Origin of the sequence: Pseudomonas aphyarum (assembly GCF_028657055.1) — a bacterium.
GTDB classification, from domain to species: domain Bacteria; phylum Pseudomonadota; class Gammaproteobacteria; order Pseudomonadales; family Pseudomonadaceae; genus Aquipseudomonas; species Aquipseudomonas aphyarum.
Map to the genome: position 1 here is coordinate 59987 of NZ_JAMDGS010000004.1, position 13520 is coordinate 73506.

Sequence of the window (13520 nt, forward strand, 5' to 3'; positions counted from 1 at the left end):
AATTCGCGCCTGTCACGCTAAACTGCGCACCTTGGCCCTCACGGGCTGAACCGGCAAGGGGCGAAATGCTCCAATGCCCACGAATTCCTTATAAAGAGTAGCGATCATGACTCAAGTAAAACTGACCACCAACTTCGGTGACATCGTCATCGAACTGAACGCTGAAAAAGCCCCGATCACCGCGGCAAACTTCATCGAATACGTGAAAAAGGGTCACTACGAGAACGTCGTGTTTCACCGCGTCATCAAAGGCTTCATGATCCAGGGCGGCGGTTTCGAGCCAGGCATGAAAGAAAAGAAAGACAAGAGCCCGAGCATCCAGAACGAAGCCGACAACGGCCTGAAGAACGAGAAATACACCCTGGCCATGGCTCGCACCATGGATCCGCATTCGGCCTCGGCTCAGTTCTTCATCAACGCCACCGACAACAGCTTCCTCAACCACACCTCCAAGACCGCTCAGGGCTGGGGTTATGCCGTGTTCGGTAAAGTGGTTTCGGGCACCGACGTTGTCGACAAGATCGAAGGCGTTTCCACCACGTCCAAGGCAGGCCACCAGGACGTACCAGCAGACGACGTGATCATCGAGAAAGCCGAGATCATCGAAGCGTGATACTGCTGATTTCAGACTTGCATCTGGAAGAGGAGCGCCCGGACATCACCCGGGCGTTTCTGGATTTGCTCGCCGGACGCGCCCGCTCGGCGAGTGCGTTGTACATTCTGGGCGACTTTTTCGAGGCGTGGATTGGCGACGACGCCATGACCCCCTTCCAGCGTTCCATCTGCCAGGCCCTGCGCGAACTCAGCGACAGCGGCACGGCCATTTTTCTGATGCACGGCAATCGCGACTTCATGCTCGGCAAGGCCTTCTGCAAGCAGGCCGGCTGCACGCTGTTGAAGGACCCGAGTGTCGTGCAGTTTTACGGCGAACCGGTGCTGCTGATGCATGGCGACAGCCTGTGCACCCGCGACGAAGCCTATATGAAGCTGCGCCGTTACCTGCGCAACCCGATCAGTCTGTTCATCCTGCGCAACCTGCCCTTGCGCACCCGCCACAAACTGGCGCGCAAGTTGCGCAGCGAAAGCCGGGCGCAGACGCGGATGAAGGCCAATGACATCGTCGATGTCACGCCGGAGGAAATTCCGCGGATCATGCAGGAATACGGGGTGAAAACCCTGATTCACGGGCACACCCATCGCCCGGCGATCCACAAGTTGCAGATCGGCGATCAGGCGGCGAAGCGGATTGTGCTGGGGGATTGGGATCGTCAGGGTTGGGCGTTGCAGGTGGATGAGAATGGGTTTGCGCTGGCGCCGTTTGACTTCTTACCACCTCTGGCATTGTCTAACGGCTGAGATCCACCCCTCACCCCAGCCCTCTCCCCAAGGGGGCGAGGGGGAAAGGGAGCCGATCTTCATGCTGTTCAAAACCTGAGTTTGACTCGAGCTCGCAAGCCAGACTCTTCAAGCCCTGAGTTCAACTCGACATCTCAGGTCGATGTACCTCGCACATCCACCTCGGTCAGTCCCCTCTCCCTCCGGGAGAGGGTTAGGGTGAGGGAAAGCTCTTGATCTTAGTGCCCGGAAGCCGCAGGCCCTGCCTTCGCAGCAAACGGCGGTTTCGCCAGCCAAACAATCAGAATCAACCCCATAAACCCCCACCCCAACAACGTGAAGTAATCCACGGTGGAAAGCATATACGCCTGACTGGTCAACACATGATCCAGCTGCGCATACGCCGGATTGCTCGCCCCGCCCAACTGATTCAACGCCTCACGGGTCGCCGGCTCATAAGTGCTGATGCTCTCGCTCATATAGGCATGATGCTGATCCGCCCGGCGAATCCAGATCCACGTAGTCAACGACGCCGCAAAACTGCCGCCCAGTGTCCGCAGGAACGTCGCCAGACCCGCGCCATCGGCAATCTGGCTCGGCGGCAAGTCCGACATCAGAATGCTCAAGGTCGGCATGAAGAACAGCGCCACACCAATCCCCATGAACAACTGCACCAGGGCGATGTGCTGGAAGTCCACCTCGTTGGTGAACTCGGCACGCATGAAGCAGCTCAGGCCGATCGCCAGGAACGCCAGCCCGGCCAGCAGACGCAGGTCAAACTTGTGCGCGTACTTGCCGACAAACGGTGACAGCAGCACCGGCAGAATGCCGATCGGTGCCACCGCCAGACCGGCCCAGGTCGCGGTGTAGCCCATCTGGGTCTGCAACCACTGCGGCAGGATCAGGTTGATGCCGAAGAATCCGGCGTAACCCAACACCAGCACCAGCGTACCGATGCGGAAGTTGCGGTGGGCGAACAGCCGCAGGTTGACCACTGGATGTTGATCGGTCATTTCCCAGATCACGAATACAGCCAGCGCAATCACCGAAATTGCCGCGCCAATGATGATGAAGTTCGACTCGAACCAGTCCAGGTCATTGCCCTTGTCGAGGATCACCTGCAACGCGCCCACGCCGATGATCAGCGTGATCAGCCCGACGTAATCCATCGGCTGATGGCTGGTGACCACCGGGCGCTTGGCCAGCTGCTGGCGCACCACCATTACCGCGAAGATCCCGATCGGCACGTTGATGAAGAAGATCCACGGCCAGCTGTAACTGTCGGTGATCCAGCCGCCGAGGATCGGCCCGGCAATCGGCGCCACCACCGTGACCATCGCCAGCAACGCCAGGGCCATGCCTCGCCTCGCCGGCGGATAGACCGCAATCAACAGCGTCTGGGTCATCGGGTACAACGGCCCGGCCACCAGGCCTTGCAGCACGCGGAAGCCGATCAGTTCCGGCATCGACGTGGAAATACCGCAGAGGAACGAGGCCAGCACGAACAGGATGGTCGCCCACAGAAACAGCTTCACCTCGCCGAAGCGACGGCTCAGCCAGCCGGTGAGCGGCAGCGCAATGGCGTTGCTCACGGCGAACGAGGTGATGACCCAGGTGCCCTGCTCCGAACTCACGCCGAGGTTGCCGGAAATGGTCGGCAGCGCCACGTTGGCGATGGTGGTGTCGAGTACCTGCATGAAGGTCGCCAGCGACAGGCCGATGGTGCTGAGCAACAGGCTGGGCGGCGTAAAAGAGGCGTTATTGCTCATCGCGAATCCTTTGGAACTCGGCGGGTGCCGCGCTTGTTACAGACGCAGTCACCTTTGTGGGAGCGAGCTTGCTCGCGATGGCGGTCTGTCAGATAAATTAATGCTGAATGACACACCGCTTTCGCGAGCAAGCTCGCTCCCACAGAGGAAGGGAATCAGCGTTGCGCGGTCTTGCTGACCGCCGCGCTGTTGTCGTGGATCAACTGGGTGATCATCGCGTCGGCTTCGGCCAGTTGGCGGTCGTAGACGTTGGTGCTGAACGAGGCCTTTTGCGGCGGCTGCTGGGCCAGTACCGGGCCGCTCTGATCGTGCAGATTGACCTCGACATTGGTCGACAGACCGACGCGCAGCGGGTGTTTGGCCAGCTCCTCGGCGTTGACGTGAATCCGTACCGGCACACGTTGCACGATCTTGATCCAGTTACCGGTGGCGTTCTGCGCCGGCAACAGGGCGAACGCGCTGCCGGTGCCCGCGCCGAGGCTGTCGATGGTGCCGCTGAACTTCACGTCGCTGCCGTAGATGTCCGACTCGATCTCCACCGGTTGGCCGATGCGCATGTCACGCAGCTGGGTTTCCTTGAAGTTGGCGTCGATCCACAGCTGATCCAGGGGAATCACCGCCATCAGCGCAGTGCCCGGCTGCACACGCTGGCCAAGTTGCACGGTGCGCTTGGCGACATAACCAGTGACCGGCGCAATCAAGGTGCTGCGAGCGTTGGTCAGGTAGGCCTGACGCAGTTGCGCCGCGGCGGCCATCACGTCCGGGTGCGACGAGACCACGGTGTCATCGACCAGCGCGCTGGTGGTCTTCAGTTGCTGTTTGGCGTTGGCCAGGGCGTTCTGTGCCGAGGTCAGGTCATCGCGGGCGTGGGACAGTTCTTCCTGGGAAATCGCCCCGCCGGCCGCGAGATTTTTCCGGCGGTTGAAGTTGTCCTGGGCTTTCTGCACTTCGGCCTGTTGCGCGTTGACCTGGGCCTTCATGCCGTCAACGTTGCTGTACAAGCCGCGCACCTGACGTACGGTGCGGGCCAGATTGGCCTTGGCACTTTGCAGGCCGACTTCGGCGTCGTTCGGGTCGAAGTTGATCAGCACCTGGCCTTCATGCACCAGATCGCCGTCGTCGGCGCCGATGCTGACCACGGTGCCGGTCACCAGCGGGGTGATTTCCACCACGTTGCCGTTGACGTAGGCGTCGTCGGTGCTTTCGCTCCAGCGCCCGATGAATTCGTGATACGCCCAGACACCGGCACCGGCGAGGGCAACCACAACGGCCAGCACCAGCAGCATCACCTTGCGTTTGCGCGGGTTGCCAGTGTCCTGGGAGTTGTCTTGAGCTTGTGTGTTTTCGGCAGTGGCCATGACAAGTACCTTGAATTAGTTGTGCGGCGTGGCTGGGGTGGCGTTGGCTGCGGTCAGGGTTTGCCCCTGGAAGCCGCCGCCCAGCGCTTGCATCAGTTGAATCGACAGGTCGATCTGCTCGGCATTCAGGTTGGCCAGCTGACGCTGGGCCTGCAGCAATTGCTGCTCGATGCTGAGCACGTCCAGGTAGTTGCCTATGCCGGAACCGTAACGCTGGACGACGGTGTTGTAAGAGTCCTGGGCAATCTCGGTCGCGTGCTGCTGGGCGCCGATCTGCCGGCCGATGTCGCGCAACTGGTTGATCGTGTCGCTGACATCGCCCAGGGCTTTCACCAGGCTTTTGTTGTACTGCGCCACGGCGAGGTCGTAATCGGCGTCGCGGGCATCGAGGTTGGCGCGCAGGCGTCCGCCATCGAAGATCGGCACCGAAATCGTCGGGGCAATGTTGAAGAAGCGACTGGCGGAACCGAACATCGCGTCCCCCAACAAGGATTCGGCACCGGCGGAAGCCGACAGGTTCAAGTTGGGATAGAAGCGGGTCTTGGCCGAGTCGATGTCCTTGCTCGCTGCCTCGACACGCCAGCGCGCGGCGACCAGATCCGGGCGACGGCCCAGCAGTTCCGCCGGCAGCACCGATGGCAATGCCACGGCGCTGGCTTGCAGGACTTTCGGCCGAGCGATTTCGTTGCCGCGATCCGGGCCTTTGCCGAGCAGTACGGCCAGGGCGTTTTTTGCGCTGTTCAGGCGTTTTTCGGCGTCGATCAGGCTGGCTTCGGAGCTGGCTTCCAGGCTTTGGGTCTGCTGGAACTGGTACTGGCTGTCGATCCCCGAGCTCAACCGGCGCTGGCTCAAGTCGAGCATCTGTTTGGTGCGTTTGAGGTCTTCGTTGGCCAGGTCATAAACGATGTGCGCCTGACCCAGATCGCTGTAGGCCCGGGCCACGTCGGCAGCCAGGGTCAGTTGCGCGGCCTGACGGTCGACTTCGGCGGCACGGGCCTGACCGAGTGCGGATTCCCAGGCGTCACGCTGACCGCCCCACAGGTCGAAGTTGTAATTGAAGCCGGCGCTGATGTTGCGCACGGTGGCGTAGGCATCGCCCTGCCCTCGCGGGTCCTGATCCTTGGCCAGACGCGAACGGCTGATACCGGCGCTGGCGTCGAGGGTCGGATAACGCTCGGCATCGGCGGCGTACGCGGCGGCGCTGGCCTGATGGGCGCGGGCGTCGGCGATCTGCATGTCCGGGCTGTCTTTCAGGGCTTCGCGGATCAGACCGTCGAGCTGTGGATCGCCGAGGCTGGTCCACCAGTCGCTCTTCGGCCAGGCGGCCTGGGACAGGGTGACGCCGTTGAGCGATTGCCCGGTCTGCAGGGTTTTCGCGTCGAGGCTGGCGCCCTGGGTATCGAGGCCACTGTAGTTGGCGCAACCGGCGAGGATCATCGCCGACAGCACCAATGTCAGGCTGCTGCGCAAGGTTTTACCGCTCATTGTGTTCACCTAACCGCTGGATGGTGATCGGGTCACCGGCTGCCAGCAAAATTTTCTTGAGGATGTATTCCAGGGTTTTCAACTCGTCCGGGGTCACGGCGCCGGCCAGTTCATTCATGGCATCGGCGCCGATGTGCGGCAGGCGATCGGCCAGTTGCTGGCCCTGCTCGGTGAGCTTGAGTTGCACCTGACGGCGATCGCCTTCGCTGCGTTGGCGAACCAGGAAACCTTTCTGCTCCAGACGGTCGAGCATGCGAGTCATCGAACCGCTGTCCAGCGACAGGTGCCGGCACAGCTCGGCCGGGGTGTCGACGCCGAACTGGGCCATGATGATCAACACCTTGAACTGCGCGGCGGTGATGCCGTGGGGTTCCATGTGGGTGTCGATGATCTTGTCCTTGAGCAAGGCGGCACGGCCGAGCAACAGGCCGAGATGGCAATGCTTGAATTCGTCTGGGGTGAAATGCTTCATGTGCTCACCTAATAACTGCCTAGGCAGTGAATGTATGTCGAGATGTTACTGCCTAGGCAGCGAATGTCAACGTAATAGTTAGGTTGCTTTGTAATTAGTTGACCACTGGACTCGGTTTTTCGGGGACCCAGGCGAATGCCTTCACGAGCAAGCTCGCTCCCACAGGGATCTCATGTCTGCACGAATCAATGTGGGAGCGAGCTTGCTCGCGAAGGCAGCGACTCGGTGTAGAGCCGTTCAGGATTTGTCGGAGGGGTGATTCATCGGTGGCGGTTGAAGGGGATGGACTTCACGCCCACGCAACGCAGTTGCCACATACCCGCAGGCACGCCTGGCTCCCGCGTAAATACCGTGCCAGCCCGGCGGTGCCGGCTCGATGGCGGCATGCAACGCCCGCGCATAATCAAGCACCAGGCCCGGCGTCCAGGCCATGGCCTCAGCGCGCTTGCGCACTTGGGCCGCGACCCAGAATTCAGGACTGATGATGACCCGGGCAAAATCCAGCATGCTCGAATGCCCGCGGTTCATCGCACCCTCAAGGGCAGCTTCCAGGCTGTGCGCAACGGCACTCGAACAATTGCGACTGGTGAGGTTGTAGGTGGTGTTCTGCCGATAATCCGCCCAGAACGCCTGAAGCCGCGCGGCGTCGTAGTGCACGAAACTGACCTGAACCGACGACGGGCACCAGTCGGCAACCTCGCTCGCGTAGTCCAGCAGAAACCGTCCGGCCACATCGTTGTTCGGCGTGGCCCGCAGCAAACGCACGAAATCCCCCGCCGAGCGATCGATATCGTCCAGCGGGTAATGGCTGATGTAAATGTCCGGCCCACATTCCATTGCCGCGTGGCCGGCAGATATGACGCCGTTGATATCGACCGCCGCGATATAACGATTGAGCAACCGATTGCGCACCAGGGTGTCTTCAACGGTACCGCTGGGTGTCCAGACATGGATCACCATTGCGCCGTTGTCGGCAGGCGCATGAACCGGAGGAGGCGTCACCGGCGACGGTCTGTTCTTGAACCGCAATGCCTGCTGCAACAAGGCACAGCCCGAAAGAAAGATGCTCATGCCAATGCAGAACGGCACCGTCCCCTTATAGAGGCTCGGATACGGTTCGAGGATGAACACGCCAAAGCCGATCTCGAACAGCGCCACCAGCAGTGACATTCGCCAACCGACAAAGCGCACCACCACCGCAGCCGCCAGTCGAAAACCGCCATCGAGCAGAAAAGCCGCACCGAACAGCACCGCGAGAATCACACCGGCAGCATGCTGTCGGTCGACGATCAGCAGCCCCAGCAGCAGAAACGCCAGACCGCGAGCCTTGCGCAAAGCCGCCGCCGTGCCGGTTTTCGGGGCCGGCACCAGCAAAATGATCAGGGCTTCGAGCAACAGCAAATAGCCGAACACATGCAGCGGAAAATACAGCACGCCGTCCAGCGCATCGATGAAGATGGCCACACCGGCCGCGCCCCAGACAACGCCGGTCAATGCCAGAGCTGACCAGCGCCGACGGACAAAATCGTGACCGAGCAAGACCATACTCAAACGAACCATAGGCGCCCCCCAGGGCGTTTCGGGCAGCCGCAAACGGCGCCCTTCAAGCTGCGATCAGTCTAATACATCCAGAAAAAGCCGGATCGTGGTGACACGATCCGGCCAGGGGGAACACGGGCTAGAAATCCCGCTTGTAGAAGATGTCCAGCGAACTGGCCACGCCGCTGGCGGCTTCGAGGTAGACCTTTTTGCTCAGCTTGTAACGCAGGGCGATGGTGTTGGCCGGCTCGAACACGCCGACGCCGTAACGCAGGCTGAGTTTCTCGGAGATGTTACCGCTGGCCACCACGCTGGTGGTGTTGCCGCTGCCCTGGGTGTCGAGCTGGAAGTCCTGAATGCCCAAGTCACTGGCCAGACTGCTGGTGACCCCGGAACTGCCCATCAGACCCAGACCGAGCGCCGCTTGCGCGAGCATGTTGTTGTCCTCGCCAGTGGTGCTCAGCGGACGTCCCAGCACCAGATAGGACAGCGCCTGTTCCTGGCTCATCGCCGGTTCCGAGAAGATCTGCGTAGTCGGCTGCTCGGCGCTGCCGCTCAGGCGGATACCAGCGATCACATCATCGGTCTGGCGAATCGCTTCGATGTCCAGATACGGCTGATCGATCGGCCCGGCAAACAGCAGACGCGCGCGACGCACCGTCAGGCGCTGACCGTAGGCGCGGTATTTGCCGTCGTTGAGCCACAGCTCGCCACGGGTGTCCATGTTGTCACCGATGTGCACGTGGCCTTGCAGGTTGGCGGTCAGGCCGAATCCGGCGAAGCTCAGTTTGTCCTCACCGACCACCACGTCGATGTCCATTTTCATCGCCAGCGGCGGTTTGCCCTCTTCGGTCTGCGCGCCGACGATGATCGTGTCATCGGAGACTTTCACCGTCGATGGCGGCAGTTCGCGCACGGTGATTTCGCCTTTCGGTACCAGCACCTTGCCGGCAATCGCCAGCTCATCGCCGGCCATGGAAATCTTCAGGTCCGGCGCCACTTCCAGTTTGGCGTAGGGCTCGACCGTCACCGGCAATTGCGTGCCCTTGAGCGCCAGATCCACCACCAGCGCCTGACCCCAGGCGATGTTGCCGTTCAGACTGCCCTGCCCGCTCTTGCCGCTTTTCCAGCCGCCGTTCAATTGCACGGCTTCACCGGCGATCACCGCTTGCAGTTGCAACGCTTGCAGCTCGATCGGCAACTCCGGCCCGGACACTTCGCCGTCGCTGAGCTGCACGGTGCCGTTGACCAGCGGCGCGAGCAGCCCGCCGGAAATCGTGCCGCTGCCGTTCAGGCGCCCGGTGAGTTTCTCGACCATCGGCACAAACGGCCGCGCCACCGACAGATCCAGCCCGCTGAGGCGGAATGAACCGCTGAGCGGCTTGTTCTTCGGCAGCGGATTGATCTGCGCCTGCACCATCAACTCGCCGAGCTTGCCGCCGACGAAGTTGAGATCAGTGTCGATGCGTTTCGGCGTGAGTTTGCTGGTGAGCTTGAGGGTCTGGTAAGGGAAGTCGACCCACTGATCCTTTTCCTTCATGCGCAGGGTGCCGCCGCTGGCATCGACATTGATCTGGCCGTTCGGGCCGCTGGCCGGAAGGTCCAGTTGCAGGTCGGCGTTGAGCTTGCCCTGCCAGGCGAAATCCTTCGGCAGCCACTGCGCCAGGCTTTCGATCGGGAATTGCTTGAGGTGATAACGCAACTTCGGCTCCGGCATCAGGCGCTGATCTTCACCGCACAGGCTGGCATTGCCGGACATCCAGCAATGGGCGCCAAAGTTGATCTTGCCGTCGGCCAGACGCTCGAGTTTCGCCGGGTTTTGCAGTTTCCAGTCCTGCCCCCCGGCCTGAATGTCACCGCTGGCCAGACGCCCGCGCCAGTTGCCTTTGTCCAGATTGCCGTCCAGGCCCAGCGCCAGTTTCAGCTTCGGCCCGAGCAGGTCGAGATTGAGTTTCTGGTTTTTGATATCGCCCTGGGCGCTGGCGGTCAGGGTGCCCAGCGACGTGTCGCCGGCCTGGATGCCGCTGCCCTTGAGGTCGATTTTCGCCCGTTGCGCGCTGTCGAGGTTGGCATCGAGGTTGAGGCTTTGCAGGCGATTGTCCTGGAACGCCAGTTGCGAACCTTGCAGGCCGAGCTTGCCTTGAGGCGCCTTGAGCGTGCCGGCGACATCGACCCGACCGTTGATCTGCCCGCGCAATTGCGGCCAGAGCTGGGCCAGTCGAGCCAGTTTGATGTCGATCTGCCCGGTGAGCTTCTGTTGCAGACTGCCCTTGCCGTTGATGCTGTTGTCGCCGAGGCGGATTTGCAGGGCATTCAGATTCCACTGCTCGCCCGCGCCGTCAGCCTTGGCTTGCAGCACCGCCGGTTGACCGCGTAGTTTGCCTTTCAGATCGAGGTCGGCATTCAGGCTCAGGCGCTCGTTTTTCATTTCGCCTTTGCTCTTCAACGGACCGGCCAGGGTGCCCGGCAATTCCGCGACCCAATACGCCGGGTTGAGCGCCGACAATTCCAGCGCGGTGTCCCAGGCAATGCCATCGGCGAACTGCACGTTCACATGGCCCTCGGCCTTGCCCTGCCCGGCTTCGAGTTTCACTTGTGGCAGAAAGATCTGCTTGAGATTGCCACTGAACGGACTGCTCAGGGTGAACGCCCCCGCCGGCCCATCTGCGGCGGCGGCGAAGTTACCGAGGTACTGACCGTCGGTGTAGGAGACTTCGCCCGTGAAGGTACGCAACGTGACCTGCGGCTCGTCGATCTCCGGATAGAGCCGGTGCCACGGAAAATCCAGCCAGTTGATGTTGGCCTGGGCGCTGAGGCCTTTGCTCCAGTCGACATTGCCGGTCAGCTTGAGGCTTTGCTTGTCGTTGGCCGTCAGGTCGAGGCTGGCAATCTGCGCACCTTTCGCGTCGACCTTGCCCTTGAGCAACAGCGCCACCGGGCCTTTATCGGCAGGCAACGTGGCGTTGCCGAGGAGTTGGTAACCGTTTTTCAGATCGCCTTCGCCGGTCAATACCAACTGATTGAATTGCAAGGTGTCCGGCAGATCGGCGCTCGGCTTGAAAGCCTCCGAGGTAATCCGCACCTTGGCCGGCAGGTTTTCCACCAGCGGTTGCAGTTCGCCGCTCAACTGGCCGTTGAGGTAACCACGGCTGTCGGCGTGCAGGTTGAGGGTTTTCAGCAGATCGCCGTCGATTTTCAGCGCCAGCGTCCACGGCTCGGGAGCCGGCGACGGCAAGGTCAGATCACCGGTGATGTTCAGCGGCCAGTTGCCAGTCGGTTGCAACAGGCCGGACAGGTTCAGGCTCAACTCGTCACGTTGCAGTTTCACGCTGTCGATCTGCATGCCGTTGGCGGTCCAGTGCGCCGCCAGTTGCAGGCCTTTCAACTCTTCGCTGCCGTTGAACAACAGGCTGCCAACCTGCACGTCGCCCAGCTCGATGGCCACGGGCAATTGCAGATCAGGAAGCTTGATCGGACCGCTTTCAGTGACTTCTTCGCTCGGCGGAAATTGCAGGCTGACGGTATCGGCCTTCAGTTGTTGGATGCACAGGGTCATGCGCGTCAGGCACAGCGGCGACCATTCGAAGATCGGCTTGCTCAGCTCGACGCGGCTGCTGTCCTGCTGCCACAACAGGTGATCGGCGCTCCATTGCCCGCCGAGGCGACCCTGGAAATTGTCGACGCTCAAACCCGGCACCAGACCCAGCACCCAACGGCTGCCGGCCTGCGTTCCGAGCACAGCGGTAATGCTCAATACAATCAGCAGCACCAGCGACAACAACGCCAGCGCCGATATTTTCAAACCACGCTTCACAGCTCAGGCCCCATGGAAAAGTGCAGCCGGATGCCGCCATCGTCGTCCAGCGCGTGGGCCAGGTCGAGGCGAATCGGCCCCACCGGCGAAACCCAGCGCACACCGATACCGACCCCGGTCTTGAGGTTCGGCAGTTCGAGTTTATTGAAGGAGTTGCCCTGATCGACGAAGGTCGCCACGCGCCACTTTTCGGCAATCGAATATTGGTACTCGACGCTGCCGGCCACCATGTAGCGCCCGCCGATGCGGTCGCCCTCGGAGTTCTCCGGGGACAGGCTCTGATAGTCGTAACCGCGCACGCTCTGATCGCCACCGGCGAAGAAGCGCAGCGACGGCGGTACCGATTTGTAGCCGTTGGTGGCGCTGCCGCCGACCTGCACCCGACCGAGCAGACGGTGCTTGTCGAACACGGTGGTCAGGCCTTTGACCAGCGCCGTGCCGTAGACCAGGTTGTTGTCGGAACCGAGACCTTCTTTCGCCACTTTGCTTTCGAAGGTCAGGCGATAGCCATTGTGCGGATCGATGCGGTTGTCACTCTTGAGATAGGAATAGCTGACGCCGGGCATCAGCAAGGTGCTCAGACCGGAGTCGTCGCCGAGCTGGTATTCCTCGCGCTGCCATTTCAGCGAGATCACCCGCTGCCAGCCGCTCGGCAATTTGCTGTGCCATTCCGGGCCGAAGGTCAGCAGCTTGCTCAAGGTGTCGGAACCGTCGATGTCCTCGTATTGATAACCGCCGGCCCAGCGCAGCTTGTCGGTCAGCGGCGGGTCCAGCGGGATGTCGTAGAACAGGCCGACGTTTTGCCGTGGCGCCGACAGTTCGGCCTCCCAGCCATAACTGTCGCCCTGCGGGTTGACCCAGTGGCGGGTCCAGTTGGCCTTGATTCGCGGGCCGACGTCGGTGGAATAACCGAGACCCAGACCCATGGTGCGCGGCTTGCGGGTGTCGAGTTTGACGTCCACCGGGATCACGTCGTTTTTCGCGGCGGTCGGCGCGGCGTCGACTCGCACGCCCTCGAAATAGCCGCTCGATTGCAGGTCGCGGTTGAGTTCGGCGATCAGCTCGGAGTCATAAGGCTCGCCAGCCTTGAACGGCACCATGCGTTGCAGCAGGTCTTCGTCGAACGGTGTGTCGCCTTCAAAGCTGACTTTGCCCAGCGCATAACGCGGGCCGCTTTCGTAGATCAGTTCGACATCGGCGACCCCGGCGCGGGGATCGACCATCAATTTCTGGCTGGTGAAACGGCCGCTGAAGAAGCCATAGCGCGAGGCCTGATTCTGGATCAGCCGCTTGGCGTCTTCGTAACGCCCATGGTTGAGTACCGCGCCGGGCTTGAGCACGTCACTTTTCGGGACTCGAAAGGATTTGAGGGAGGCCGCCGGGCCGTCGATGCGCACGGTCACATTGCGCAGGCGGATCGGCTCGCCGGGATCGATGTTCAGCACCAGACGCGGTTTTTCACCGCCCTTGACGTCACTTTCGATCTGCGGCTGGTAATAACCCAAGGCCTGGGCGGCCTTGCGCGCCTGTTCTTCGGCGCCGCGACTGAAGCGCTGCAAGGCTTCTTCGTCACGATCGCCGAGGCTGCCGATATAGCCTTCTATATTGGCTTTCAGTTCATCGTTGGACGGTTTGATCCGCACATCCAATTCACTTTGCGCCAGCGCCGCGCAGCTGGTTAACAGCATGAGCACGCCACTGGTAAATCTTCCTGGAAACTTCATAGGCGCGGATGCTATCACGGGCTT

Annotated in this window: 9 protein-coding genes; 2 read left to right on the top strand and 7 right to left on the bottom strand. The window is 61.5% G+C overall.

The genetic code is table 11. From position 1 onward, the window contains the following. Nucleotides 1-106: 106 nt before the first annotated feature. A complete protein-coding gene (locus tag M5G18_RS06125) occupies nucleotides 107-613 on the top strand; it encodes a peptidylprolyl isomerase (RefSeq protein WP_273899038.1) in 507 nt (168 codons plus the stop codon). After that, on the top strand, nucleotides 610-1356 hold the full coding sequence (gene lpxH / locus M5G18_RS06130) for a UDP-2,3-diacylglucosamine diphosphatase (protein WP_273899036.1): 747 nt from the start codon (nucleotides 610-612) through the stop codon (nucleotides 1354-1356). The genes M5G18_RS06125 and lpxH overlap by 4 nt, the downstream gene beginning before the upstream one ends. A 218-nt stretch (nucleotides 1357-1574) precedes the next feature. Here lpxH and M5G18_RS06135 read toward each other — a convergent pair whose 3' ends face one another. The 7 genes from M5G18_RS06135 to M5G18_RS06165 form a co-directional block, all read right to left on the bottom strand. Then, nucleotides 1575-3104 carry a DHA2 family efflux MFS transporter permease subunit gene (locus tag M5G18_RS06135; protein ID WP_192561624.1) on the bottom strand — a complete coding sequence of 510 codons (1530 nt, stop codon included), beginning with the start codon at nucleotides 3102-3104 and terminating at the stop codon, nucleotides 1575-1577. A gap of 155 nt (nucleotides 3105-3259) precedes the next feature. Further along, nucleotides 3260-4462, bottom strand: coding sequence for an HlyD/EmrA/EmrK family protein (locus tag M5G18_RS06140; RefSeq protein ID WP_273899035.1), 1203 nt, complete (start codon nucleotides 4460-4462; stop codon nucleotides 3260-3262). A gap of 15 nt (nucleotides 4463-4477) precedes the next feature. After that, entirely contained in the window at nucleotides 4478-5947 is a 1470-nt protein-coding gene (locus M5G18_RS06145; RefSeq protein WP_273899033.1) for an efflux transporter outer membrane subunit, read from the bottom strand. Beyond that, nucleotides 5937-6419, bottom strand: coding sequence for a MarR family winged helix-turn-helix transcriptional regulator (locus M5G18_RS06150; RefSeq protein ID WP_085608360.1), 483 nt, complete (start codon nucleotides 6417-6419; stop codon nucleotides 5937-5939). The genes M5G18_RS06145 and M5G18_RS06150 overlap by 11 nt, the downstream gene beginning before the upstream one ends. 237 nt (nucleotides 6420-6656) lie before the next feature. Next, on the bottom strand, nucleotides 6657-7979 hold the full coding sequence (locus M5G18_RS06155) for a hypothetical protein (protein WP_273899032.1): 1323 nt from the start codon (nucleotides 7977-7979) through the stop codon (nucleotides 6657-6659). A gap of 118 nt (nucleotides 7980-8097) precedes the next feature. Next, on the bottom strand, nucleotides 8098-11772 hold the full coding sequence (locus M5G18_RS06160; protein WP_273899031.1) for a translocation/assembly module TamB domain-containing protein: 3675 nt from the start codon (nucleotides 11770-11772) through the stop codon (nucleotides 8098-8100). After that, the gene (locus M5G18_RS06165) at nucleotides 11769-13496 is read right to left on the bottom strand and encodes an autotransporter assembly complex protein TamA (RefSeq protein WP_085699065.1); all 1728 of its coding nucleotides are present in this window, start codon (nucleotides 13494-13496) and stop codon (nucleotides 11769-11771) included. Before M5G18_RS06165 ends, M5G18_RS06160 begins: the two co-directional genes overlap by 4 nt. Nucleotides 13497-13520: the final 24 nt, after the last annotated feature.